This is a genomic window from Faecalimonas sp. (assembly GCA_029264305.1).
GTDB lineage: Bacteria > Bacillota > Clostridia > Lachnospirales > Lachnospiraceae > Faecalimonas.
The window spans coordinates 26,268-51,532 of sequence record JARICA010000008.1 but is presented as its reverse complement, the minus strand read 5'-3'; the positions used below and the strand labels follow the sequence as shown (position 1 = coordinate 51,532).

Below are 25,265 nucleotides of genomic sequence, written 5' to 3'. Positions count from 1 at the left end.
CCCACTAGTCTTATTCCTCTTGTTTTTGTAAAATATGTATAATACCATCACAGATAACTTGTGCTACTTTCTCCTGATAATCCTTTTTTGAAAGTTTTTTTGCCTCCTCCCAATTACTTAAAAATCCACATTCTACAATAATTGTAGGTACTTCTGTTTTCTTCAACATATAATATGTACTATTTCCTTTGCATACTCTTTTATTTTCTTTATCAAATAATCGAAACATTTCCTGCATGATTTCTGCAGCTTCCTTACCTTCTTTAGAATTAGCAAAGTAAAAAACCTGTGCTCCTTTGATGGCTTCCTGTGTATAACTATTTTGATGGATGCTAACCGCAAGTTCTGGCTTTGTTCTGTTAATCATCTTTACTCTTTCTTTCATATCCGTTATCTTTGTATCAGCAAGTCCCTGATCTTCTCTTCTTGTCATCTTAACCACAATTTTCTTCTTTTTTAATTTCTCTTCTACTTTTTTTGCAATGCTTAAATTAATATCTTTTTCCTTTTTCCCATTAATTCCTATTTTCCCCGGATCAGAAGACCCGTGCCCTGCATCTAAAACTACTGTTTTTTTTACGTTTTCTATACGGGTTCCCGATACATCAACCTTTGCTGTTTTCCACATAAAAACTACTGAGCAAATGAATATAAATAACATAAATAATTTTGTTTTTCGATACAAAAAAATCCCCTCTGTGACATTTATTCTTTCAAATATATGCCACAGGGGGAATGTCTAATTTACATATTTTAAAATTAAATCCCAAAGTCCAGGTGCTTCAAAACCTAATTTCCAAACCGCCGTTCCAGCTAATTTATTAGCTTTCATTGCTTTTAATTTTTCTTCTATTGATTTAGCATCTTCTATCCAAATTTTATAAGTTACGCCATCCTTTTCCCACTGTGCGTAATTCTGACCAGTCTTTCCATCCCATTTTGCCTGTACGCCATATTGTGCAAGGACTGCACTTGTTCTTTTCATAGAGACTGTTTCACTTGTTACTTTTGTAGAATACTTTCCTGCTTCTGTTCCTGCCTGTGCAGATAATTCTGCCTCCGTTTTTGGAACCTCACTCCAAAGTCTTGTATATAATGGCATTGCATTAATCACTTTATTTGCTGGAACTTCCTTCAATGTCTCTTTGATTCCATCTTTTACATATCCTATAGAAGCTACTGAACCACTTTCATAAGAACCTGAAAAATGTTCATCATATCCCATAATAACAACATAATCAGCCACAATTCCTTGTTCTTTTCGATGATAATGTTTGTTATATCCTTTTGGAACATAATTATCTACTGACAAGATAATACCATTCTTTCTACATTTTACAGATAATTCTCGGATAAACTGAATATAATGTTCTCCTGTCTTTTCTGCTATTGTTTCAAAATCCACATTAATTCCATCTAATCCAACCTGGAGTGCAGCAGAAATCAACTGATTTTCTAGATTTTCTCTGCTTGTTGTACGACTTAAAAGTTCGTGTGTTTCTTCTGCAGTTTTGATCCCTATATTATTTAGGGGGTCAAAATTCCTCACCAATCCCCATACTTCTATATTAGATTGATGCGCATAATTCACATATTCCGCACTTGCAATAGATGTTATATTTCCTTTTAGATCCTTTACACTAAACCATGTAGGTGCAAGTGTGGTAAGACCTTTTGTATTAGCAATCATTTCTAATACTTGCTTATTAGCAATACGTGAACTCACTTGGTGCCATGCTAAATTAATTGTATAGTCTTTCTTGATATTGGTAAAATTCTGTTCTTTAAAATCACGTTTGTACGTTTTTGTTTCCTCGTCCTTTAAATCACTGTTTTTCACATAACCAATAAAACCATCTTGGGTACGAACTTTTTTCCACTTACCTTCTGTCTCAATAATCCTAACAACATCATTTGATTTTGTCTCTGTTAAAATCGGACTTTTCACACCAGCACGCATACGAATTTCAGAATCGCTCTTTGTCGTAGATACTTTCGCATCACTCCAATCATTCTGAATCACAACACGCTTTGGAGATTTGAATGTTTTATATTCTATATCTGTATATTTTTTTACAAAATCAAGTGCTATATATGCTGTATTTCCTTCTGTTTTTAAAATAACATATTTTTCACTTTTCTTATCTTTTGAAACTGCATATTCACTACTTCCAACAGATACTGATACTATATCATTTGGCAAGGTATACAACAAAAGATTTTCATTTGAATCCCAATAAAATCTTCCATTTACATAATCTCTGACTGCAGAATATTCCAAATATACTTTTCCGTCAAACACTCTTCCTTTAGGCTCTAAAACTTCGTTATTCACGATTACTGCTAGTTGTTCTTCATTCGTAATACCATAATATTCTTTTCTATTCGCCTTTTGATCTGATGGACCGTATTTTTTCCACAATATAGTTCCACACAAAACAACTAATACTACTCCAATAACGATGCTACATTTTAGAATTAAAGAGCGCTGCCTTCTTTTGCGTAACTGACTTCTGCGTCTAGCTTGTTCTCTTCTGTCTCTTTCGTTCATGACGCACCTCCTATTCCAGTACATTATAGCAATTATTCTGGCATTCGTCATTAACAATTTCGACATTTTTCATCACATTAAAAGGTTTTGTCTTTACGAGGGGTATTGTAATTTCACTCTACACTTTTAATCTCATGAAAACAAAGTTCTTCCACATTGCCATCTTCATCCCATATGTAATCTCGCATATAGCCACTGTCTTCTTTTACCATATGTGCCTCTGCTATCTGCATAGGACTTGCACTTTCTCCATCAATAGACATAGGTACCCCATGCCGTTCATACTCTGATAATTCTGTGAACAGTTCGCGATATGCCTTGCTTTCTACCCGCATTTCTTTACCTTTCTCCATTTGTAACTATGGCCCTTAGATACGCCATAAGGATATGTGATATATTAAACCTATCTTTAGGGCTGACAAGAAGACAGTATTTTATCATTTACAGTTTCTTTTTTTCTTTTTGTTATGTATTGTCTTTTGCTGAAATTTTGTCTGAAACGACAGATTCTCTTTCTGATATTGTTTACAACAAATTACAGATAACTTTTTGATATGATTTTTAGACTATAAAATTAAAACTTCTTATTATTGCGAACATATATCCCTCCTTTTTCTATATAAACATAGTTACACGGAAAGACTATCTTCTTGTAATTGTTATTATAAATAGTAATATTTTCCTTTTCAAGTATTTTTTCTAAATTTCTTTACATCTTTTTTATTTTTGTTTATACTAATAATTGAGTAAGTATTTTTATTTACAGATAGGAAGTGATTATATGAAAATCGAAAAACTAAATGATAACCAAATTCGTTGTACTCTAACACGTGATGATTTAGCCGAACGCGAACTCAAACTAAGCGAGTTGGCTTACGGAACAGAAAAAGCAAAATCACTTTTCCAAGATATGATGCAACAAGCAGCTTTTGAATTCGGATTTGAAGCAGATGATACCCCACTTATGATCGAGGCAATTCCAGCTTCTTCTGATACAATTGTGCTGATCATTACGAAAGTGGATGACCCGGAAGAACTTGATACTCGCTTTTCTAAATTTGCTCCTTCAACATCTAATGGAACAAATGGTAAAATGCGAAATGTTTTAGATAAATTAGAAGGTGCAGAAGAATTTCTTGATTTGCTTGGAAAAGTAAAGAAAGCCGTTTCCGAAAAACCAGAAGCGAAAGAAGTAGATTCTCCTATACCTAATCAAACTCCAAAGAAAGATGTACGCTTATTTACTTTTGCCACACTGGACAATGTAATAGAGGCTTCTCACATACTTATCAATATATATATGGGGAAAAACACTTTATATAAAGATCCCAAAGATGGCCTTTATATTTTAGTTCTTTCACAATCTGAACATTCAGCAATTGATTACAATAGAATTTGTAATATGCTCTCAGAATATGGTTCTTTTGAAAAAACTGGCAATGCAACTTTAGCATATCTTGAAGAACATTGTGATGTAATAATCGAAGAAAATGCTATTCAACAATTAGCTCTTATTTAACCTTATACAAAAAACCTGTCCACATCTTGTGTGACAGGTTTTTTATCTATGCAACTGCATATTCTTTTATATTAGTTTGCTGCTAAAAATGCATTAATTTTCTCAACTAACAAATCTGCATCTAACCCATGTACCATTGCTGCTTCTCCTAATGTTTCAGCTTGTGCAGATGGACAACCAAGGCAGTGCATTCCAATTTCCATAAGGATTGGTGCTACCTGAGGATTTGTTGCTAATAATTCACCGATTGTTGTATCTTTTGAAATCATTGTACTTCCTCCTTCTTTTTACATATCACTCATTATAATACCTTTTTTTTGAATTAGCAATACTGAGTATTTATTCTCTTTTAATTGTCTTAAATTGTGTATGCATCTTTTTATGCTTTTTGACTATTCCATTGTCAAGTTTATTCCGTTGATTTTTTAACAAAATGTAAAATTTATTATTTCTACACAAAACACCTGTTCTTTTTTTTACACAAAATAATCCACATAATCCCCCTCGTTTTATGTGGATAATGTGGATAACTTTGTGTAAAACTCTATTTTCGACAATTTTCCAACATATTTTCGCCATTTCTCGCGTGGATAACTTAAGGATAACATTGGGATAGTTTTTAACAACTTTTCAGCCATAGAATTTACTTTTCGACAAAACCTCTCTAAATTGTGCATATTGTATAAGAATATTCTCTCCTGTTTTTTCTTTAAATTTTTACAGTTCATCTATTCCAATTAGAAGTATTCATTTTCAGATAACAAACCATTCATTTATATAAGAAAAAAATTAATTTCATACATATTTTTTTACTTTATCCATAAAATATAAATATTCTTTTAAATATATATTGACTTTTCCTCTATTTTTTTTTATTATATTTATAGTAACTATTATCGTTATCATTACTGTTTTGAAAGGAGGATTTATGTCAGTATTAAAATATAGTAGACAACGCGAGTGTATTAAAGAATATTTGATAAATACGAAAGAACATCCAACAGCAGATATGGTATATCTTCATGTAAAAAAAGAATTTCCTAATATAAGTCTAGGAACTGTATATAGAAACTTGAACCTCTTAGCAGATCTTGGAGAAGCAGTCAAGATTTCCACTTTAAATGGCGGAGACCGTTTTGATGGAACAACTACTCCACATTATCATTTCTTTTGTACAGATTGTGGTTCCGTTTTAGATTTAGACATGGAAAACATTGATGCCATCAATCAACTAGCTGGAAAAAATTTCAATGGTGAAATCACTAGTCATAATATTACTTTTTATGGAAGATGCAGTGATTGCATAAAAAATTCAAAAACTTTAAAAATGTAATTGACAATTCAAAACTAATATGATAAATTAATATCAGTAACAATTACTAATATTGATAACAATAAAAAATAAATAAAAAAAGAAAAGGAGATTTTAAAGATGAAAAAATTTGTATGTACAGTATGTGGTTATGTTTATGAAGGAGAAGCTGCACCAGCAGAATGTCCACAGTGTCATGTAGGAGCTGACAAGTTCAAAGAAGTAACAGGTGAAAGAGAATGGGCTGCAGAACACGTTGTAGGTGTTGCACAGGGTGTTAGCGAAGATATTCTTGCAGATTTAAGAGCAAACTTCGAAGGAGAATGTTCAGAAGTTGGTATGTATCTTGCAATGTCTAGAGTTGCTCACAGAGAAGGATATCCAGAAATCGGATTATACTGGGAAAAAGCTGCTTGGGAAGAAGCTGAACATGCTGCAAAATTTGCTGAATTATTAGGTGAAGTTGTAACAGATAGCACAAAGAAAAACCTTGAAATGAGAGTTGAAGCAGAAAATGGAGCAACAGCAGGTAAATTTGACCTTGCTAAACGTGCTAAAGCTGCTAACTTAGATGCTATCCATGATACAGTTCATGAAATGGCTAGAGACGAAGCTCGTCACGGAAAAGCATTTGAAGGACTTCTTAACAGATACTTTGGCTAAGATATAAGATATAACTTATCCTCCGAATAATAAATATCAAATATACACTAATAAGTGCTCATCTTTGATGGGCACTTATTTTACTAAAAAAATACCTCTTAAGTTATCCACTTAAGAGGTATCCTTTTTACGCTTTTCTAATGAATCCACTACGGATCAGAATTGGTCTAAGAGCATTATACAAAAATGCTACTAGAATAATAGAAACAATTGCATTTACAAATGTTGTTGCTGCACTTAATTTTGCTAGTACTTCCGCCATTTTCTGTGGTTGCCCCATAATAATCATTTTATAAAAATAGGAAGCTATTGGATCTGCAATAACATTAAATCCTAATCCTGCTGCTGCCGCCAACGTACTCCATTTAAAAATATACTTTTTATCCGTACTCTCATTAATCTTTGCTATACGATGTGCCACAAATCCAGTAATAAGTCCAAGGCATAATTTTAAAACAAATGTTTTAGGAGCTACTGTAATATAAATAGGATCCATAATATCAGCAATTCCCATTCCAATCGCTCCTGCCAATCCGCCATACACACCACCAATAATTAATGCTGCAAGAACACAAACCGCATTTGCTAAATGTAAAGATGAAGCATCCCCACCTGGTGTCGGAATCTTAATCTGCAAAAATGTAAATACAACAAAGCATAATGCAGCCATAATTGCCGTTTGCGATATTTTTAATAGTGTACTTTTTTTCTTATTCATGTCTATTCACTCCTTTATTAGAATGAATATATCTTAACACATATCTGGTTGTGCCAAAAGTACCAGTTATTGTGTTTTTTACCATGCCAGTTATTTCTGATTTGCTGGTTCAATTGCGATTGTCTTTCCTTTAATTTTTACGTTTTTCATTGCCAATAACACATCCTTTGCATATTCTCTAGGGACTTCTACAAAGGTGTATTTATCAAACATATCAATGGTTCCAATCAATTTCCCCGGCATTCCTGTTTCACCAGCCAAAGCACCTAAAATGTCACCCGGTTTTGCTTTCTGCTTTTTACCGATATTGATAAATAATCTGACCATTCCTGGATCTTCTGCTCCAGTATCACCAAATTCCATTTCTTCCTGCTCTTCTTCTGATTTCATTCCTGCACACATCTTCAAGAATGCAGCAGCCATATCCATAGCTGTATAATCGGAATTATTTACTCTTTCTTCAATGGCATTTATCATTAATGTCAAATCTTCTTCTGCAATAATTTTATCAATATCATCTAAAATATTTTCCATTTTGGTTGTCGCAACATCATTTAAAGATGGTACTTTTTGTGCATAAATTTTGGTTTTACAGTAACGCTGTATTTCTTTTAATTTGTAAACTTCTTTCCCTGACACAAAAGAAAATGAACGTCCCACTCTACCAGCTCTACCAGTTCTACCAATACGATGTACATAATATTCATCATCTTGCGGTAAATCATAGTTAAATACAGCTTCCACTTCATCTACGTCGATTCCTCTAGCCGCAACATCCGTAGCTACAAGAATATCTGTCTTTCCACTACGGAAACCTTGCATAACTCGATCACGCTGTGCTTGTTTTAAATCTCCATGAAGCCCAGCCGCAAAATATCCACGTCCCAAAAGAGCATTTACAAGTAAATCCACCTGCTTTTTTGTATTACAAAATACAACCGAAAGTTTTGGCATATAGATATCTAAAAGACGTGCTAACACTTCTTCTTTATTTTTTGGTCTTACTTCATAATAAAACTGTTCAATATTTGGAACCGTTAATTCTTTTTTTGTAACTTTGATTACTTCTGCTTTTTTCTGGAATTTTTTTGTAATTTCCATAATTGCTTTCGGCATAGTTGCTGAGAAAAGGACTGTCTGACGTTCTTTTGGAACTCCTTCTAAAATCGTTTCGATGTCTTCACGAAATCCCATATTTAACATTTCATCTGCTTCATCAAGAACAACTGTGTGCACCTGTTCCATTTTAATTGTTTTTCTACGCATATGGTCCATAACACGTCCTGGTGTCCCTATAATAATTTGTGTTCCACTTTTCAATGAACGAATCTGCTTAACAATTTCTTGTCCCCCATAAATTGGCAACACTTTTATTCCATGCATGTATTTTGCTAAATTTCTAATTTCTTCAGCTACTTGAATTGCTAATTCTCTTGTTGGACAAAGTACAATCCCCTGCAATTTTTTGTTCTTCGGATCTATTTTTTGCAAAAGAGGGATTCCAAATGCCGCTGTTTTTCCTGTTCCCGTTTGCGCTTGTCCTATAATATCTTTTCCTTCTAAAATAACAGGAATTGCTTTTTCTTGAATCGGAGAAGCCTCTTCAAATCCCATGTATTTTACTGCCTTTTGAATTTCCGGACAAATTCCTAACTGCTCAAATTTAATATTTCCCATCTATTATTCCCTTCTAAAACTATTAACTGTCGGTTCCTATACTTTTGCGAAAAAAATACCCTTCACTTATTATAAGTAAAGGGTACTCACAAAGCACTGTCGATTATCATAACAGAATCATTTTTATTTGTCAAATTTTTATAAATTCTTCATTCTCCTCTTGATATCTAAATATATATGGTGTAGTATCTATTTATAGTTAATGTAGTATTTAATACTACATATATTTTTTACTAGGAGGAAATGCATATGTTAACCAAAAATAAAACCTTAAAAGACCCCGCAAGCGCTATTACCCATTTTATTGGTATGATTGCTGCTATTTTTGTAGCCACACCTCTTTTATTGAAAGCATGGCATAAGCCTGATAAAATATATTTTATTTCTTTTGTAATATATATTATAAGCGTTATTCTTCTTTACGCTGCAAGTACACTTTATCATTCTTTAGATATCTCAGAGAAAATAAATAAGCGACTTAAAAAATTTGATCACATGATGATCTCTATTTTAATCGCAGGAAGTTACACCCCTGTATGTTTAATTGTATTGAATGGAAAGATTGGATATACACTTCTTTTCATTATATGGGGAATTGCTATTTTAAGTATCTTAATTAAAGCTTTTTGGGTATACTGTCCAAAATGGTTTTCTTCCATTTTATATATTACTATGGGTTGGACTTGTGTACTTGCCTTTCCTCAAATCTATCAAAAATTATCTACACCCGCTTTTGTTTGGCTTTTAGTTGGTGGAATTATCTATACAGTTGGCGGAATTATTTATGGATTAAAATTACCAATTTTTAATGCCAAACATCAATCCTTCGGAAGTCATGAAATTTTCCACTTATTTGTTATGGGTGGAACTGCTTGCCACTTTGTTGTTATGTATGTATACTTGCTTGGATAACCACAATATAATAGACGAGAGAATGTTATCCTTTTCTCCCGTCTATTAATTTTTCTTTTTCTTTTCTCTTCATCTGCTTGATAGCATATTCTCTTTTCATTGCTTCTTCCTTTGTCGAAAATGTTTCGTAATATACTAGCGTAACTGGCGTTCTTGTTTTTGTATATTTTGCCCCTTTTCCTGTATTATGATTTTTTATTCTTTTTTCTAAATCATTTGTCCAGCCTGTATATAAAGTACCATCGCTACAACGAACAATATATGTATAATTCTTCATTTCTATTTTTAATCCTTTTTCTTTCTATTATACCTTTTCTTTTCTTTATAGCAAGTAAAAAACAGGGCTTGTACTTTCCTATCAAGCCCCGTCTCTTTTACTCTCTCAAAAAATCATTTGGATTGATTGGTTGTCCATCTTTTCTCATTTCAAAGTATAAATTACATCCTTCCACACTGTAATACTTTGTAGGTTCACTTACATATCCCAAAATTGTTTTCGCTTCCACTGTATCTCCAACATTAACCGGAACTTCTTTTAATTGTCCATATATTGTTTCATAACCATTTCCCATATCAACAGTGACTGTTGTTCCCGTCTGACTTGTCACATTTATTGACTTCACTCTGCCTCGAGTAACCGCCATAACTTGGGCTCCCTTAGCTCCTTTTATAATCATTGCCGGATTGTATCTATACTGATCTAATGTAGGAAAATAAATAGTTTTGTCCATACTATAATTTAGAATAATCTCTCCATTTTCTATTGGCCATAAAATCAAATCTTTTTCACCAAAAGAAAACTGTGGCTTATTTGTCTGTTCTACTACTGTTTCTTTTGGTTCTGTTATCTGTGGCTGTTCTTGTAAAATAGGTTGTTCTTCCTTAGGTGTATTTAAGACTAAATCCTGTCCACCACCTGTGCTTTTAATTTTCTCTTCTTGTTTTTTTTCTACTTTTGCCAATTCTTTTTTTACTCCGGCTTTATACTGCTTTACAGTATATCCCCCCACCATACCGACTACTGACACAAAACAAATCACCGCACCAATTGCCAATCCATTTCCTCTTTTGGAAGGTCTTAAACTCTTTTTCATTTTCATCACCTCTGACTTTATTTTTGCCAGAAATTGTTCTTCTTATTCTATGTTTAGTAAAATTTCAGCGACCTCTCTAATTTCCGTTCCTTCAAAAAAGTACTGCAAAATTTCCTCATAAGTTTTTCCTTCTTTTGCCATTTCATTTGCAGTATATTGACTCAAACCAAGTCCATGTCCAACTCCTTTTATTATAATTTTAAGTACATCTTTTTTCTTTTGAAAAGAAAAACAACTAGAAGGCAGTTTTAAGGCTTTTCTAAATTCTTCACCTGCATAAACATGATTTCCTACTCTTACTTTTATTACATAACCTGCTGAATCTGTTTTCATTATTTCAAAATCGCTTTTTCTAAATGGTTTATCTACTTGTTTCTTATCTACCGCTGTAAGAAATGGCCGACAATATTCTTTGACTTCTTCATAAGTTAATTCAAGTGTTTGAAATTGTAACTTATTTTCAATATCTTTAGGACATTCTTTCATTCTTAAATAAGGGTATTTTTCTTCTCCAAGAACCTCATTTCCATTTCTAGTTTTTCCATTACTTAATTTGTGAAACGACGCAGTTGCTAGTTTTTCTTTGTAAAGAATGGCTTTTCCTTCCGTTTCAACAACTGCTTTTTTTAGTTTTTTATATATTTCTTTCCCTTTTTCTTTTCCCCATAGCTTTTGCATCTCTCCTTCCGTCATATACTCTTCCGAAAAAACATTATCCTTTTCCTCTTCCATTTCCCGATATAAATTCGTTCTCGTAATAATTGTCTGTACTTTCAACATTTCCATATGATACTCTGGTTGAATTTCTTTTGCTACAACTCCAGCCAAATAATCTTCCCATAATATTTTCTTTTTCCTCTCACCCACTTGCACTTTTACATAAAAAGGAGAGTTATCCCCTTTTCCATGAATACATTTCCCATTTATCAACACGGTGACAATATACGGCAACAATAATAAAATAAAAAGAAAAATACAGATTGTCCTACATTTCTTTTTCATACTCCCTCCTTTTCTTTTTATAAGATTTCTCATTGATACTTTCTGCAACAAAAAACACTGTGGTCTATCCTAAGATATTCCACAGTGTTCAAAACTATTCTTGTTCTTCTAATATCACCTGATTTTGTTGCATATGATTTTCCATCATTTGTTCCGCTTTTCTTCCGAAAACAAACATACATATTGACTCATATAAAGGAAGAATCATACCAAATACGGCGTGTAATGTTGCCATATTTACCGTTGTATATCTCTCATAAATTTGTCGATTCACTAAAATTTGCAATCCACCTTTTATGGCAACGTAAACCAAAGAAACAACGAATATAACTATAATAGCTATTATAAAAGTCGTAATAATCCCCGATACATTTGAAACACTCAAATCCATTTCTTCATATTTTATCGAAGACAATATCGTTATAACAACCGAGAGCATCAAACCAACATACATCACCGCAAATACTATTCCATAAATAAATGGTAGTAATATAAGCCATATTCCTGGTGATTTGATTTTTCTTTTTTTCAAATGAATTTCTCCACTTATTTCCCCTTGAAAATATGTTCTTGCAAAAGGAATAAACGCAAGCCATGCATTTGTCCTACCTTGTACTTTTCCAATTTTGTACATCCCAATACCGCGAAAAACAAAACTTGCTATGCCCCCTAACAAACAAGTTCCAAGTATAGCAAAATATACCCCAAAAACTGTTACCGCAGCTGTATTTATTTCATTATAGTACATTTAGTTTCCCCCTATATGTCAATCGTAACCTTATCCAACTTCCAGATTTGATCCACATATTCTTGAATAGTTCTATCTGATGTAAATTTACCACAAGAAGCTGTATTTAGTAAAGCCATCTTTGCCCAACGATCCACATCTCTATATGCTTTTTCAATTTCTTCTTGTGCTGCTATATAACTTCTAAAATCTTTTAAGATAAAATATGTGTCTGCACGATCACTATTTTTTGTATTTAGTAATGAATTATATAAATCTCGGTACATTTCATGCTCCCCGTTAGCATATGTTCCGTCTACTAACTGATCTACAACACGTTTTATTTCCCAGTCATTATTGTAAATATCCATAGGATCATATCCACCATAATTTTCATATTGGATAACCTCATCAGAACTCAATCCAAAGATAACCGCATTCTCAGATCCAACTTCTTCTACAATTTCTACATTTGCACCATCCATTGTTCCAAGTGTAACTGCACCATTCAACATAAATTTCATATTTCCTGTACCAGATGCTTCTTTAGATGCTGTAGAAATTTGTTCACTAACATCTGCTCCTGCAAAAATAAGTTCCGCATTAGAGACACGATAATCTTCAATAAACACAACTTTAATTTTGTCATTAATACTTCTGTCGTTGTTAATCACATCGGCAACTGAATTAATCAATTTAATTGTTTGTTTAGCACGTTTATATCCTGCTGCTGCCTTCGCACCAAAAATAAAAGTTCTTGGATAAAAAGAAAGTTCCGGATGTTCTTTAATCTTATTATATAAATACATAATATGCAAAATATTTAACAGTTGACGTTTATATTCATGAAGTCTTTTTACCTGTACATCAAAAATAGAACGAGGATCTACTTCAATTCCATTATGCTCTAAAATGTATTTTGCAAGACGTTCCTTATTCTTGAATTTAATATCCATAAATTCTTCTCTTTCTTTCACGTTATCCGCAAGTGGTTTTAATTTCGCCATCTGTGAAAGATCAGTAATCCAGCCATCTCCAATATGTTTTGTTACCCAATCTGCTAACAATGGATTTGCATGAAGAAGAAATCTTCTCTGTGTAATTCCATTTGTTTTATTATTGAATTTATTTGGCATCATCTCATAAAAGTCTTTTAATTCCTCATGCTTTAAAATTTCGGTGTGCAATCTTGCAACACCATTTACAGAATATCCTGCAACAATTGCAAGATGAGCCATTTTCACTTGACCATCATATAAGATAGCCATTTTACGAACCTTTTCCTCGTTTCCTGGATATGTGGCACGAATCTGTGCTACAAAACGACGGTTGATTTCTTCCACAATTTGATATACTCTTGGAAGCAATCTTGAGAACAAATCAATCGGCCATTTTTCCAATGCTTCAGCCATAATTGTATGATTCGTATACGCACAAGTTTTGGTTGTCACTTCCCATGCTTCATCCCATTCTAATCCTTGTTCGTCCATAAGCAATCGCATTAATTCTGCTACTGCTACCGTAGGATGCGTATCATTCATTTGAATCGTTACTTTTTCATGGAACTTTCGAATATCATCATGTTCTCTCAAATACTTTTCAATTGCTTCCTGCAAACTTGCAGAAATGAAAAAATATTGCTGTTTTAAACGAAGTTCTTTCCCTGCATAGTGATTATCGTTCGGGTACAACACTTCAACTATCGTTTTCGCAAGATTTTCTTGCTCTACAGCCTTCTGATATTCTCCTCTATCAAAGGAATCTAAATGGAAATCTGTAATTGCTTTTGCATCCCATATACGAAGTGTATTGACAATACCATTATTATATCCAACTATTGGCATATCATATGGAATAGCAAGAACAGATTCATAGTCTTCTTGAATAAATTCACTTCTTTTTGTTTTTTCATTGTAGTTAATTCGAATATGTCCTCCAAAACGAACTACCTTTGCGTACTCTTCCCTTCTAATTTCAAAAGGATTTCCTTCTTTTAACCAATCATCTGGTGTTTCCACTTGAAAACCATTTTCAATTTTCTGTTTGAACATTCCATAATGATAACGGATACCGCAGCCATAAGCTGCGTATCCTAAACTTGCAAGAGAATCAAGGAAGCAAGCTGCAAGACGTCCTAACCCACCATTTCCAAGCGCCGCATCAGGTTCTTGATCTTCAATAACATTTAAGTCAAGTCCCATCTCTTCTAACGCCTCTGCTACCTCCTTATAAGCAGTTAAATTAATAATATTATTCCCAAGTGCCCTTCCCATCAGGAATTCCATAGACATATAATACACTGTCTTTGGGTCATCTTTTTTGTACTGCTCTTGTGTTAAAAGCCATTTGTCAATAATCTCATCTTTCACTGCATAAGACACGGCTTGAAATAACTGTTGCTGACTTGCTTCATCTATCGTTCTTCGATAAAGTCGTTTCACATTATTTTTGACAGTCTTTTTGAATTCTTCTTTATTAAACTTCTCTTGCCGCATAATAATCCTCCTATTTTTCAACACCCATAATCACTTTTTCCCCGTTGATGTTCCATTCTTTTGTATAGCCTACCGGAGTTTTATTTTCTACTGATAATGCCAATACTTCATCACCAATCTGATTTCCATACTGAGCAAAAATGTTTTTCGCTTTTTCGCTTCCTTCATAAGTCACATGAATTTTGTCAGTCACTTCAAAGTCTGCTTCTTTTCTCATTGTTTGAATTTTACTAATAATTTCTCTAACAAAACCTTCGTTTAATAATTCTTCTGTTAAATTTGTATCTAATACAACTGTAATTCCATTGTCACTTTCTGATACATACCCTTCTGTCTGAGCTGTTTCAATTAAAAGATCTTCTTTAAACAAAGTAACTTCCTGTCCATTGATTTCAAATTTCAATGCATCCTTTTCATTTAACTCATCCATAGCCTTATTTCCATCTAATTCAGAAAGTGCTGTGCGGATTCCTCCTAATAGTTTACCATATTTTGGTCCAACTGTCTTCAATTGTGGTTTAAATGTATATGAAGTAAATTCTCTTACATCGTCTGTAAATTTCACTTCTTTTACATTTAACTCTTCAGCAACAATTTCTTTATAGAATGACGACAATTCTTCCTCTGCTTTTACAAACATTGTTCCGATTGGTTGACGGTTTTTAATGTTTGCACTGTTACGACACGCACGTCCCATAACAACAATTTCTAACACTTCTTCCATATTTTTCTCTAATTCTGAATCAATCCATGCTTCGTTTGCTACAGGATAGTCACAAAGGTGAATACTTTCAGGAACGTTCTTATCAATACTTCTTACAAGATTTTGATAAATATCTTCTGTCATGAATGGAATCATAGGCGCTGCCACTTTTGCAACAGTTACAAGTGCTGTATAAAGTGTCATGTAAGCATTAATTTTATCCTGTTCCATTCCTTTTGCCCAGAAACGTTCACGGCTTCTTCTTACATACCAATTACTCATATCATCTACAAATTCTTGCAATGCTCTTGCACTTTCAGGAATACGATAGTTTTCTAAGTTATTATCTACTGTTTTAATTAATGTATTCAATTTAGATAACAACCATTTATCCATAACATTTAATTTGTCATATTCTAATGTATATTTTGTTGCATCAAATTCATCAATATTTGCATACAGTACAAAAAATGCATATGTGTTCCATAATGTACCCATAAACTTTCTTTGTCCTTCTGTCACAATCTTGCCATGGAAGCGGTTTGGTAACCAAGGAGCACTGTTAATATAAAAATACCAACGAATTGCATCTGCTCCATATTGTTCTAATGCATCAAATGGATCAACTGCATTTCCTTTAGATTTACTCATCTTCTGTCCTTTTTCATCTTGGACATGTCCCAAAACAATAACATTTTTGTATGGTGCTTCATTAAACACAAGTGTTGAAATGGCAAGTAATGAATAGAACCAACCTCTTGTTTGGTCAACAGCCTCTGAAATAAAGTTTGCAGGGAACTGCTGTTTAAATAATTCTTGATTTTCAAATGGATAGTGATGTTGCGCAAATGGCATTGCTCCACTATCAAACCAGCAGTCAATTACTTCTGGTACTCTGTGCATTTCTTTTCCACAATGTGGGCATTTGATTGTAACTGCATCAATAAATGGACGATGTAACTCAATGTCATCCGGACAATTGTCAGACATTTCCTTTAATTCTGCAATACTTCCAATAGAATGCATATGTCCACATTCACATTCCCATACATTTAATGGAGTTCCCCAATAACGATTTCGACTAATTCCCCAATCTTGAACATTTTCAAGCCAATCGCCAAAACGTCCTTTACCAATACTTTCTGGAATCCAATTGATTGTATTGTTATTTCTAATCAAGTCATCTTTTACTGCTGTCATCTTTATAAACCATGATTCACGAGCATAATAAATTAATGGTGTATCACAACGCCAACAATGTGGATAACTATGTTCAAAGTTTGGTGCAGCAAATAAAAGCCCTCTTTTTTCCAAATCTTCTAATACAAATGGATCTGCTTTTTTGCAGAATACTCCTGGCCATGCTGTTTCTTCTGTCATTTTTCCCTTTTCATCAACTAATTGAAGGAATGGTAAGTCATATCTACGTCCTACCTGTGCATCATCTTCACCAAAAGCAGGAGCAATATGAACAACCCCAGTACCATCTGTAAGTGTAACATATGAGTCACAAGTTATATAATATGCTTTCTTATTCAAATCTACGAATGAGAATAATGGTTCATACTCTTTTCCTTCTAATTCTTTTCCGACATAACGTTCTACTACTTCAACGTCACCTTCTAATACACTTTCTACCAATGCTTCTGCCATGTAATATGTGTATCCATCATTTTTCACTTTCACATAAGTTTCTTCTGGATTTACACAAAGCGCAACATTTGAAGGAAGTGTCCATGGTGTTGTTGTCCATGCCAAAATATAAGCATCTTCACCTTTTACTTTAAATCTTACGATTGCTGATTTTTCTTTGACATCTTTATATCCTTGTGCAACTTCATGACTAGAAAGTGGTGTTCCACAACGAGGACAATATGGAACAATTTTATAACCTTTATATAAAAGTCCTTTATCCCAAATTTGTTTTAATGCCCACCATTCAGATTCAATAAAATTATTATCATATGTAACATATGGATGTTCCATATCTGCCCAAAAACCAACTGTAGCGGAAAAATCTTCCCACATACCTTTGTATTTCCAAACACTTTCCTTACAATGTGAAATAAATGGCTCTAATCCATATTCTTCAATCTGTTCTTTTCCATCTAAACCTAAAAGCTTTTCTACTTCAAGTTCTACTGGTAGACCATGTGTATCCCATCCAGCTTTTCTTGGCACCATATATCCTTTCATTGTACGGTATCTTGGAATCATATCTTTAATAACACGAGTTAATACATGCCCAATATGAGGTTTTCCATTTGCTGTCGGTGGTCCATCATAAAATGTGTATGTTTCTCCCTCTTTACGATTTTCCATACTCTTTTTAAAAATATCATTCTCTTCCCAAAATTTTTCAATTTTCTTTTCTCTGTCCACAAATTTTAAATCTGTTGATACTTTCTGATACATAATTTCCTCCTCTTATGATTGATTTATGCCCTTTGTAAATCCTGCTAAAAAAAGAAAACTCCCGTCCGTAATAGGACGAGAGTTACTAAACCGTCGTTTAACCACCTGTTACACCATACTTACATATGTGTTCTTTTTAACGGTAGAAAACCGGCAGAACTTATACACCGCATATTGCGACTTTCAGCATCTGCAACTCTGAAGTGATTTTCAAACAATCCCTACTCGCATCGGATTTCCACCAACACCGACTCTCTTAAGCTTTTGAAAAAGTTCTACTCTCTTCGTCATTGTTTTTTTCATATCATCTCTATTATAGTAAGGAAACCCTCAAACTGTCAAGGACTTAATATTATCAGACTATACTGACTATATATGGTATTTTCTTCTTTTATATGATATAATATGCAAAACAACTTTTTTTACTGTATATTTATAGGAGGGGGCAATTGTATGAACAAAAAGATAATTACTATTGGACGTCAATTTGGTAGCAATGGACGCCTTATTGGTCGGGAACTTGCTAACCGTCTTGGACTTAACTGCTATGATAAAGGTCTAATCAAACTTGCAGCAGAACATACGGATATTCCTTATGAACAGTTAAAACTTGTTGATGAAAAAAAAGAAAAACCATGGCAATATCAAGTAGATGTAGATGATCAGTTAGATAAACAATATCGCTATGGCCACATCGATGAAGTATTATTTAATCTTCAATCACAAGTTATTAAGGACTTAGCATCTAAAGAAAACTGCATTTTTGTAGGAAGATGTGCTGACTATGTATTGAAAAATGAAAAACACTGTAAAAATATTTATCTTTTTGCCCCAATGGATTTTCGTATCAAAACTGTTATGGAACGATATAATCTTTCAGAAAAAAAGGCACACTCTCTAATAAAGAAAGTGGATAAAGATCGTAGCTACTACTATAACTTCTACACAGACAAAGATTGGCATGACACAAAAAATTATCATCTTTCCATTGATACAAGCGTATTTACCATCGAAGAAATCGTTGATTTGTTAGAGTTTATTTATAATCAATTATAACTACAAAAGGAACTTCCATTGCGAAGTTCCTTTTTCTTGTTCCTATCTTTTTCTTCTTTTTTTCTTTCTGCTAGTATTTTTTAAAATGAACAGAATTACAAAACCAATAATTAAAATAATAATTACTGCCATAATGATTTTCATCAAAAATGGATTTCCTGTTTCCTTTTTTACTTCTTTTTTTGTTTCTTTTTTTCCATCTACTATCTTTGCCTTTGTTTCTCCAACAACTTTCCCTGCATAGCAATAATTTACCTTGTTTTTCTTATATGTTTTCGTTAACATATCAAAATCCATATTTTTTGGTAAAGTTACACATGCATCTTTTTCTATGTTTTTTATCTTCTTTGATGTTTCATTTTCAGAAATATTTACTTCTTTAAAATTATTAAAAGCATAATCACAGATTTTCTTTGTATCTTGGAATGTATCCTTACGTGATCGCATAATGACTGCTACAATTTCCATATCCCCTTGCTCCATCACTGTAACAAGTGTGTTATAAGCTTTCTCTGTATAACCAGTTTTTCCACCAATACAACGATCGTCATGATATTTCCCATTTAAAAGCATTTTATGTTTCTGCTGGAAAATTCTAGGTTGACTTTCCATATTTGTCGGTTGAATGGTATATTGTAATGTCTGTACAATATCCAATAATTCTTGATGACTAAACGCTGCTCTTGCAATTAATGCCATATCTCTTGCAGAAGTATAATGTTGCTCATCAAACATTCCATTTGTATTGATAAAATGCGTATGTGTACACCCTAGTTTCTTTGCTTTATCATTCATCATTTTGATAAAGTTTTCATGGGTTCCTCCTACTGTTTCACCAATGGCGTAAGCCACCTCATTTGCTGAAGCTAACATCAGCGCATGAAGCGCATCTTTCATAGAAATTTCTTCTCCTGCCTTCATGGCAATATGTGCATATCCAGGTTGTAATGACTGAATACTTTCTTCTGAAAATTTTACCATATCTGTTGGTTTAGAATTTTCAATTGCAACTAAAGCCGTTAAAATTTTTGTAATACTAGCTGGATATCTTTGTTCATCAATTCCCTTTTCATATAAAATGGCACCTGTTTTCATATCCATAACAATAGCAGAATCTCCGTAAACTTGTGGCCCTTGTGGCCAATCTTTAATAGTATTACTTTCTATCGTTTTATTGTAAGATGCATTTATATCTGCCTCTCTTTGTTGCTCTGGAGATAATTGTTCTGTTGCTTGAGCATACACTCCTGATTGCAAAAACAGAATTGCACTTATGAATAGTCCAATCCCTTTTTTTATTCTAATTTTCATTTATTTTCCTCCATGATTACTACACATATGGTACTAGTATATATGAAACCTACAAAAAACACAATATTTTCTTACTTCACTTCATTCTCATAAAACACTACTCCTCTTACATAATTCTATTGACATTTCCCCTTAAAAATACTACTATCAAACAATCAATACTCCACAGAAAGAAGGGAATATAATGACTGGACAAATTTATCACGTCGGGCTTACCGTATCCGATTTGGACAAATCTATCGCATTTTACCGAGACATTTTAGGTCTTCAATTTATAGGTGAGATTCTTATGGAAGGAAAAGAAACCGATATTCTATTCCAAAGGGAAAATTGCAAGGCAAGAGTTGCCTACTTAAATGGATCAGATGAACTTCATATGCCACCTGTAGAACTGATTCAATTTTTAGATACAGAAATTCAGAATACAAAAGCAGATCTTTTTAGCACTTCCATTTCTGAATTATGTTTTTACACAAAGGATATTGATAAAATATATGATCATTTTCTAGAACATCATGTAGAATGTTTATCTGCCCCTCAGGATTTTGATTTTACAACAAGTGGATTTGGAAAAAGCAAAGCGTTTTATTTCAAAGATCCTGATGGAATAATATTAGAAATGATGCAACCTTTATAATCAGATGCTAAAAGGCTATATATGTCCATTTTTTATATAGCCTTAACATTTCTATCCAAAATATAAATTCTCATAAAGTTTTCTTATTTCATTTTCATTAAAAATAATTGGATTATTACTCAAGCGTTCAATCGAAACTGTTGCAACCAACTTATCTATATCCTTCTCTTGTACATTTATTTGAGGAACTTGTAACGTTTTAATAATATTTTGAATTTTCCTAATACTCTCAAGAATATTTGTGCATCCCATAACTTCTGACAATGCAACTAAAATATCTTGCAGTTTTTTATTTGAACTAGATTTCTCATATAACATTTCCCAACAAGGTATTAAACTCATTGCAACTGCATATCCATGACTTATACCATATAATGTAGTCAATTTATAACTCATTGCATGAGGTGCTGTTGTCCTTGAAATATTTATCGCTTTTCCACTATAATTAGCCGCCAATAAAATTCTTTCTGCAGAGATCGAATTGTTTTGTAAATACTCTTTATAATTTTCTAAAATCAATATGATACATTTTTTTGCATATTGTTTGCTTTCTTCTGTTGCTCCTCTTGCCCAAAAGGATTCTATTCCTTGACATAATGCATCTAGTAGCGTAGCTTTTTTTTGATAGTCAGATAAGGTTTTTAGCATTGTATAATCTAAAACAGCTACATCTGGAAGTATCGAACCATGCTCTATGCTACACTTCTCTCCATGATAATACATCACTGCTAGCTGAGTTGATTCACTTCCCGTTCCTGCTGTAGTCGGCACTGCAATATGCTTAATAGGATTGTATCTATATTTTTTTTGTAAAAAATCATTCTCATTGTTTAATGTAGAAAATAATTTTATACACTTTGCAACATCTATGGAACTTCCTCCACCGAGAGAAATCATCTTTTGATATCTCTTTTCTTTAAATAATTTAACTCCTCGTTTTATTTCTTCATATTTTGGATTAGCAGAAAAATCATTAAAAAATGTGAGCTGTTTTCCCTTTAATTTACTCTCTATTTCCTCTCTCATTCTTTTACTACTTACAACAAACACCTCGTCTGAAGGCTGGATATTTTCTTTTAAATATTGTGTGTAAGAATCCCTTATTATTTCTTGTTCTCTATAATCAAAAAATTGAATTTCACCTGAAACTTTATCGTAATCTTCTTTATTATCTATTTCTTCAATATAATCATTCTTATAAGAAAATCCACTAATTTCCATTGTATCTAGAATAGTATTTAGTGCAGTTTCTGCGTATGTTTTTACCCGTCCGCTCTCGACAACCCTAGAAACTTCTTCTTTCCATTTTTCTACATTGCGTTTACTTAATTTATATAATGGTTGAAAAGCATAGCAATCTTGATCAAAGATTGCTACAGATACTTCTTGTAATTTATTGTTTAAAAATCTTCCTTTAAAATCTTTTTCTGGCAAAGATTTTTCTTCATTAAATAGACAGAGTGATTTTCTGTTATCACTTAAAATCTTTTTTATTAATCCTTTATTAAACACAAGATCTCCATGCAGTAATAAAACAGAATCATCTATAAATTTTTCTGCTTTTTTCATAGAAACTATGTAGTTCGTATTTTTATACTCTTCGTTCTCTACAAAAGTAATGTTTAATTGACTATACTCCTTTGCAACGTCCCATAATTGTTCTTTATATGGTCCTGTAGTAACTACAAAATTTTCTATCCCACATTCGCTTAGTATTCTAATTTGCCTTTCAAAAATAGTTTCTCCATTATATAGTTTTAACATACATTTCGGTTTTTCTTTCGTAAGTTCACCAAGTCTACTTCCCAAACCGGAATTGAAAATAACTGCTTTCATTTTTAATTGCCCCTTAACTTTTCCTGAAATATTTCCTTATTTTCTTTTGGTGTCAATGTTGGCCTACCTAACTCTTTTCTTGATGTCTCGTTTGTATTAATAATCAATGCCACTTTTGCATTTTTTCTCATTATTTTTATTCCTAGCATTATTTCATCTATACTATTCGCTTCTAACACCTCATCAAACCCAAACCCTCTAAATATATTTTTTAAATCAAGCTTATATGAGATCGTTGGCTGTTTACCTACAGATTCATGACATCCATTATTGATCAGTATATATTTGAAATTTTCTTTTGCCGTTTGTACTGCCACTGCCAATCCACCTAAATGCATAATCAAAGAACCATCCCCATCAATGCAATATATATTTTTCTCTGTAAATAAACTCATTCCAAATGCTAAAGACGATGTGTGCCCCATAGAACCAACCGTTAAAAAATCATTTTCATGAGACATATTGTGTTTTTCTCTCAATTCAAAAATTTCTCTGGACGTTTTTCCTGTGGTTGAAACAATATATTCATCCTCTTTTAACTTTGTTATAATCATCTCCAATGCTTCTTCTCTGCTAATTTTATTCTTGTTCTGATTTACCATTTCCTTCGGGTATTTTGCAAATGTATCCTTTTTCACGATAATAGCAATTGATTTATGAGTTAACTCCACATAATTTCTGCAAAATTCTATTTGCTCTTCAAATTGTTCTTCTAAAATTACATATTTCATTCCTAATGCATCTAAAAGAGGTAATGTCAACTCCCCTTGTTTCTTATGTTGTGGCTCATCTTTTACATTAGGTTCACCTCTATAACCAATAATAAATAACATCGGTATTTCATATACTTGTTCATCCGCCAAGGAAAGTAATGGATTGATTGCATTTCCCAAACCTGAATTCTGCATATATACTACACCATAATTTTTAGTAGCTATATGATAGCCACTAGCAATTGCTACTGCATTTCCTTCATTTGCTGCAATAATATTTTTTTCTGGCAAAGATAAATCTTTGATACAAAGACATAATTCTTTTAATAATGAATCTGGAACTCCTGTAAAAAAATCAAACTTATGCTGTATTAAACAATTATAAAACTTTTTTGTATCAATCATTGCTATCTCCTATTAATCCCAATATTTCTTTCATTGATATACAATCTTCTTTACTTGCAACATCACAACTTTCATCTTTCAAAATTCTTTTTGCAGTTTTTATCATAGCTGCATATGAACTTCTTAATAGATGATTTGCATATATAATAATATTTGCTCCATACGCATTTAACTCACTTTCACAAAAGTGGGAATATGTTGTAGGTACTACTATTGTAATAATATTCGGATGTCTTTTTTTGAATACGTTTAAAAAATCGATTATTTCTTTCCCATCTTTTTTATAACTATGAATCATTATTCCATCTGCACCTGCATTTACATACGTTTCTGCTCTATCCAATGCATCTTTTATATCTTTATCTGCTATAAAACTTTCTATTCTAGCAAATATCATGAAATCCTCTGTTAATAATGCCTCTTTCCCTTTTCGTATTTTTTCTGCAAAAATTTCTTTGTCTTCTAATAACTGCTCCACTTTATTACCTAAAATGGAATTTTGTTTTAATCCCTTTTTATCTTCAATAATAATTGCAGAAACACCGATTCTCTCTAGCAATTTTATGTGTTCTACAAAATGTTCTAACTTTCCACCTGTATCTCCGTCTAATATCATTGGTTTTGTTGTCACTTCCATGATCTCATTCACTGTACATATTCTACTTGTAAAATCAACGACTTCATTATCTAATTTCCCTTTCAGTGTGGAATCACAAAGCGAACTAATCCACATGGCATCATATTCTTTTCCATCTACTTTCGTATTTTCTACAATCAAGCCAGTTAACCCGTTAGAAGCTTCCATTACTCTTATATTTTTCTTTTCATGTAATATTTTTTTTAATTTACTCCTTCTTATTTCAGGCAGATTATTCATAATGCTCCTTCCTCTTAAATAATAGTCTATATATAAGTATACTATTTAATTTTAAAAACCATTTTATGTTTTCTAAAATACCGACTTTTCTCATATATTCCTTATCATCTTTCTCTTTTGTTAAATCATACTCTTTATAAAAATAATTTACTAACAACGCATCCATTTCTTTAATATTATATCGATAACTTTCCTTTTTCATTTGTACTACATTGCTTAATTCTATGATTTTCCCTACAAAAGACATACAATTATGAGCCTTATATATCTTTATTCCGTGTAAAAAAGGCATTGTCAGCATAGAATACAAATTGAAAACATATTCTTCATCCTTTTCAATCCTATTTATATAATTCGTAATTCTATCCTTTTCTTCTTTAGAAACAGGTATTTTAAACACTTTCATCTTAACTGTTTTATTTTTTCCAAAAACATAATGTTCTCTCTTTTCATACATAAATCCAGCACAAAAAGGAGAGAAATGTTGTTTCCTTGAAAAAGTTGCAAAATTTTTTAATTCTTTATCTAAAGAAACTGCAATATGTGTATATTCATATGCATCCAACCATCTACTACATTTTCCTAAACCTGTCAACGCTTTTATTAACACGATATATATCTCTTCATCTTTGCTCATCCTTT

23 protein-coding genes are annotated in these 25,265 nt (G+C 32.5%); 6 read left to right on the top strand and 17 right to left on the bottom strand.

Annotated elements, in window-relative coordinates; genetic code table 11:
- Positions 1-10 precede the first annotated feature (10 nt).
- The 3 genes from ACY2U7_RS00965 to ACY2U7_RS00955 all read right to left on the bottom strand — a co-directional run bounded on the left by ACY2U7_RS00965 (position 11) and on the right by ACY2U7_RS00955 (position 2,886).
- Entirely contained in the window at positions 11-628 is a 618-nt protein-coding gene (locus tag ACY2U7_RS00965) for an N-acetylmuramoyl-L-alanine amidase (protein WP_461811618.1), read from the bottom strand.
- A gap of 111 nt (positions 629-739) precedes the next feature.
- The gene (locus ACY2U7_RS00960) at positions 740-2,551 is read right to left on the bottom strand and encodes a glycosyl hydrolase family 18 protein (RefSeq protein ID WP_461811619.1); all 1,812 of its coding nucleotides are present in this window, start codon (positions 2,549-2,551) and stop codon (positions 740-742) included.
- A 113-nt stretch (positions 2,552-2,664) separates the two neighbouring features.
- Positions 2,665-2,886, bottom strand: a complete 222-nt coding sequence (locus ACY2U7_RS00955; RefSeq protein ID WP_461811620.1) for a hypothetical protein — start codon at positions 2,884-2,886, stop codon at positions 2,665-2,667.
- Positions 2,887-3,332: 446 nt separating this feature from the next.
- Between ACY2U7_RS00955 and ACY2U7_RS00950 the strand changes: the two genes are divergently transcribed.
- On the top strand, positions 3,333-4,070 hold the full coding sequence (locus tag ACY2U7_RS00950) for an adaptor protein MecA (RefSeq protein WP_461811621.1): 738 nt from the start codon (positions 3,333-3,335) through the stop codon (positions 4,068-4,070).
- Between the two features lie 71 nt (positions 4,071-4,141).
- Here ACY2U7_RS00950 and ACY2U7_RS00945 read toward each other — a convergent pair whose 3' ends face one another.
- Positions 4,142-4,339 (bottom strand): DUF1858 domain-containing protein, encoded by a 198-nt coding sequence (locus ACY2U7_RS00945; RefSeq protein ID WP_459639337.1) that lies wholly within the window; start codon positions 4,337-4,339, stop codon positions 4,142-4,144.
- A 659-nt stretch (positions 4,340-4,998) separates the two neighbouring features.
- On the opposite strand from ACY2U7_RS00945, the gene ACY2U7_RS00940 reads away from it, so the two are divergent.
- On the top strand, positions 4,999-5,403 hold the full coding sequence (locus ACY2U7_RS00940; protein ID WP_461811622.1) for a Fur family transcriptional regulator: 405 nt from the start codon (positions 4,999-5,001) through the stop codon (positions 5,401-5,403).
- Positions 5,404-5,502: 99 nt separating this feature from the next.
- On the top strand, positions 5,503-6,045 hold the full coding sequence (locus tag ACY2U7_RS00935; protein WP_461811623.1) for a rubredoxin-like domain-containing protein: 543 nt from the start codon (positions 5,503-5,505) through the stop codon (positions 6,043-6,045).
- Between the two features lie 127 nt (positions 6,046-6,172).
- On the opposite strand, the gene ACY2U7_RS00930 is transcribed toward ACY2U7_RS00935, so the two are convergent.
- Entirely contained in the window at positions 6,173-6,763 is a 591-nt protein-coding gene (locus tag ACY2U7_RS00930) for an ECF transporter S component (protein WP_461815688.1), read from the bottom strand.
- A 90-nt stretch (positions 6,764-6,853) separates the two neighbouring features.
- Entirely contained in the window at positions 6,854-8,440 is a 1,587-nt protein-coding gene (locus ACY2U7_RS00925; protein WP_461811625.1) for a DEAD/DEAH box helicase, read from the bottom strand.
- 249 nt (positions 8,441-8,689) lie between these two features.
- Between ACY2U7_RS00925 and trhA the strand changes: the two genes are divergently transcribed.
- Positions 8,690-9,352 carry a PAQR family membrane homeostasis protein TrhA gene (gene trhA / locus ACY2U7_RS00920; RefSeq protein ID WP_461811626.1) on the top strand — a complete coding sequence of 221 codons (663 nt, stop codon included), beginning with the start codon at positions 8,690-8,692 and terminating at the stop codon, positions 9,350-9,352.
- A 25-nt stretch (positions 9,353-9,377) separates the two neighbouring features.
- On the opposite strand, the gene ACY2U7_RS00915 is transcribed toward trhA, so the two are convergent.
- From ACY2U7_RS00915 to ileS, 6 genes are all read right to left on the bottom strand, one after another.
- A complete protein-coding gene (locus tag ACY2U7_RS00915) occupies positions 9,378-9,629 on the bottom strand; it encodes a GIY-YIG nuclease family protein (protein WP_461811627.1) in 252 nt (83 codons plus the stop codon).
- A gap of 97 nt (positions 9,630-9,726) precedes the next feature.
- A complete protein-coding gene (locus tag ACY2U7_RS00910) occupies positions 9,727-10,446 on the bottom strand; it encodes a peptidoglycan DD-metalloendopeptidase family protein (RefSeq protein WP_461815687.1) in 720 nt (239 codons plus the stop codon).
- Between the two features lie 42 nt (positions 10,447-10,488).
- Positions 10,489-11,448, bottom strand: coding sequence for a SpoIID/LytB domain-containing protein (locus tag ACY2U7_RS00905; RefSeq protein WP_461815686.1), 960 nt, complete (start codon positions 11,446-11,448; stop codon positions 10,489-10,491).
- A 94-nt stretch (positions 11,449-11,542) separates the two neighbouring features.
- Positions 11,543-12,196 carry a hypothetical protein gene (locus ACY2U7_RS00900; protein ID WP_461811630.1) on the bottom strand — a complete coding sequence of 218 codons (654 nt, stop codon included), beginning with the start codon at positions 12,194-12,196 and terminating at the stop codon, positions 11,543-11,545.
- An 11-nt stretch (positions 12,197-12,207) separates the two neighbouring features.
- The gene (locus tag ACY2U7_RS00895) at positions 12,208-14,670 is read right to left on the bottom strand and encodes a glycogen/starch/alpha-glucan phosphorylase (protein WP_461811631.1); all 2,463 of its coding nucleotides are present in this window, start codon (positions 14,668-14,670) and stop codon (positions 12,208-12,210) included.
- A gap of 10 nt (positions 14,671-14,680) precedes the next feature.
- Entirely contained in the window at positions 14,681-17,788 is a 3,108-nt protein-coding gene (gene ileS, locus ACY2U7_RS00890) for an isoleucine--tRNA ligase (protein WP_461815685.1), read from the bottom strand.
- 453 nt (positions 17,789-18,241) lie between these two features.
- Here ileS and ACY2U7_RS00885 point away from each other — a divergent pair, with 453 nt between their 5' ends.
- Positions 18,242-18,844, top strand: coding sequence for a cytidylate kinase-like family protein (locus ACY2U7_RS00885; protein ID WP_461811633.1), 603 nt, complete (start codon positions 18,242-18,244; stop codon positions 18,842-18,844).
- Between the two features lie 42 nt (positions 18,845-18,886).
- Here ACY2U7_RS00885 and ACY2U7_RS00880 read toward each other — a convergent pair whose 3' ends face one another.
- Complete coding sequence (locus tag ACY2U7_RS00880) at positions 18,887-20,155, bottom strand: D-alanyl-D-alanine carboxypeptidase family protein (protein ID WP_461815684.1); 1,269 nt, start codon at positions 20,153-20,155, stop codon at positions 18,887-18,889.
- A gap of 184 nt (positions 20,156-20,339) precedes the next feature.
- On the opposite strand from ACY2U7_RS00880, the gene ACY2U7_RS00875 reads away from it, so the two are divergent.
- Complete coding sequence (locus tag ACY2U7_RS00875; RefSeq protein ID WP_461811635.1) at positions 20,340-20,792, top strand: VOC family protein; 453 nt, start codon at positions 20,340-20,342, stop codon at positions 20,790-20,792.
- A 51-nt stretch (positions 20,793-20,843) separates the two neighbouring features.
- On the opposite strand, the gene ACY2U7_RS00870 is transcribed toward ACY2U7_RS00875, so the two are convergent.
- Genes ACY2U7_RS00870 through ACY2U7_RS00855 form a run of 4 tightly spaced genes read right to left on the bottom strand, consistent with a single transcriptional unit; the run spans position 20,844 to position 25,260 of the window.
- Complete coding sequence (locus ACY2U7_RS00870) at positions 20,844-22,628, bottom strand: iron-containing alcohol dehydrogenase (protein WP_461815683.1); 1,785 nt, start codon at positions 22,626-22,628, stop codon at positions 20,844-20,846.
- A gap of 2 nt (positions 22,629-22,630) precedes the next feature.
- Positions 22,631-23,746 (bottom strand): phosphonopyruvate decarboxylase, encoded by a 1,116-nt coding sequence (aepY, locus tag ACY2U7_RS00865; protein ID WP_461815682.1) that lies wholly within the window; start codon positions 23,744-23,746, stop codon positions 22,631-22,633.
- A complete protein-coding gene (gene aepX / locus ACY2U7_RS00860) occupies positions 23,739-24,623 on the bottom strand; it encodes a phosphoenolpyruvate mutase (protein ID WP_461811638.1) in 885 nt (294 codons plus the stop codon). Before aepX ends, aepY begins: the two co-directional genes overlap by 8 nt.
- Positions 24,616-25,260, bottom strand: coding sequence for a hypothetical protein (locus ACY2U7_RS00855; protein ID WP_461811639.1), 645 nt, complete (start codon positions 25,258-25,260; stop codon positions 24,616-24,618). Before ACY2U7_RS00855 ends, aepX begins: the two co-directional genes overlap by 8 nt.
- Positions 25,261-25,265: the final 5 nt, after the last annotated feature.

Excerpts from the sequence above, each read along its gene's own strand:
- ACY2U7_RS00900 (WP_461811630.1), bottom strand. The coding sequence starts at position 12,196 with ATGTACTATAATGAAATAAATACAGCTGCGGTAACAGTTTTTGGGGTA.
- ACY2U7_RS00950 (WP_461811621.1), top strand. The coding sequence starts at position 3,333 with ATGAAAATCGAAAAACTAAATGATAACCAAATTCGTTGTACTCTAACA.
- trhA (WP_461811626.1), top strand. The coding sequence starts at position 8,690 with ATGTTAACCAAAAATAAAACCTTAAAAGACCCCGCAAGCGCTATTACC.
- ACY2U7_RS00875 (WP_461811635.1), top strand. The coding sequence starts at position 20,340 with ATGACTGGACAAATTTATCACGTCGGGCTTACCGTATCCGATTTGGAC.
- ACY2U7_RS00880 (WP_461815684.1), bottom strand. The coding sequence starts at position 20,155 with ATGAAAATTAGAATAAAAAAAGGGATTGGACTATTCATAAGTGCAATT.
- ACY2U7_RS00965 (WP_461811618.1), bottom strand. The coding sequence starts at position 628 with ATGTGGAAAACAGCAAAGGTTGATGTATCGGGAACCCGTATAGAAAAC.
- ACY2U7_RS00955 (WP_461811620.1), bottom strand. The coding sequence starts at position 2,886 with ATGCGGGTAGAAAGCAAGGCATATCGCGAACTGTTCACAGAATTATCA.
- ACY2U7_RS00915 (WP_461811627.1), bottom strand. The coding sequence starts at position 9,629 with ATGAAGAATTATACATATATTGTTCGTTGTAGCGATGGTACTTTATAT.
- ACY2U7_RS00945 (WP_459639337.1), bottom strand. The coding sequence starts at position 4,339 with ATGATTTCAAAAGATACAACAATCGGTGAATTATTAGCAACAAATCCT.
- ACY2U7_RS00895 (WP_461811631.1), bottom strand. The coding sequence starts at position 14,670 with ATGCGGCAAGAGAAGTTTAATAAAGAAGAATTCAAAAAGACTGTCAAA.
- ACY2U7_RS00910 (WP_461815687.1), bottom strand. The coding sequence starts at position 10,446 with ATGAAAAAGAGTTTAAGACCTTCCAAAAGAGGAAATGGATTGGCAATT.
- ACY2U7_RS00925 (WP_461811625.1), bottom strand. The coding sequence starts at position 8,440 with ATGGGAAATATTAAATTTGAGCAGTTAGGAATTTGTCCGGAAATTCAA.
- ACY2U7_RS00960 (WP_461811619.1), bottom strand. The coding sequence starts at position 2,551 with ATGAACGAAAGAGACAGAAGAGAACAAGCTAGACGCAGAAGTCAGTTA.
- ACY2U7_RS00870 (WP_461815683.1), bottom strand. The coding sequence starts at position 22,628 with ATGAAAGCAGTTATTTTCAATTCCGGTTTGGGAAGTAGACTTGGTGAA.
- ACY2U7_RS00885 (WP_461811633.1), top strand. The coding sequence starts at position 18,242 with ATGAACAAAAAGATAATTACTATTGGACGTCAATTTGGTAGCAATGGA.
- aepY (WP_461815682.1), bottom strand. The coding sequence starts at position 23,746 with ATGATTGATACAAAAAAGTTTTATAATTGTTTAATACAGCATAAGTTT.
- ACY2U7_RS00940 (WP_461811622.1), top strand. The coding sequence starts at position 4,999 with ATGTCAGTATTAAAATATAGTAGACAACGCGAGTGTATTAAAGAATAT.
- aepX (WP_461811638.1), bottom strand. The coding sequence starts at position 24,623 with ATGAATAATCTGCCTGAAATAAGAAGGAGTAAATTAAAAAAAATATTA.
- ACY2U7_RS00930 (WP_461815688.1), bottom strand. The coding sequence starts at position 6,763 with ATGAATAAGAAAAAAAGTACACTATTAAAAATATCGCAAACGGCAATT.
- ileS (WP_461815685.1), bottom strand. The coding sequence starts at position 17,788 with ATGTATCAGAAAGTATCAACAGATTTAAAATTTGTGGACAGAGAAAAG.
- ACY2U7_RS00905 (WP_461815686.1), bottom strand. The coding sequence starts at position 11,448 with ATGAAAAAGAAATGTAGGACAATCTGTATTTTTCTTTTTATTTTATTA.
- ACY2U7_RS00855 (WP_461811639.1), bottom strand. The coding sequence starts at position 25,260 with ATGAGCAAAGATGAAGAGATATATATCGTGTTAATAAAAGCGTTGACA.
- ACY2U7_RS00935 (WP_461811623.1), top strand. The coding sequence starts at position 5,503 with ATGAAAAAATTTGTATGTACAGTATGTGGTTATGTTTATGAAGGAGAA.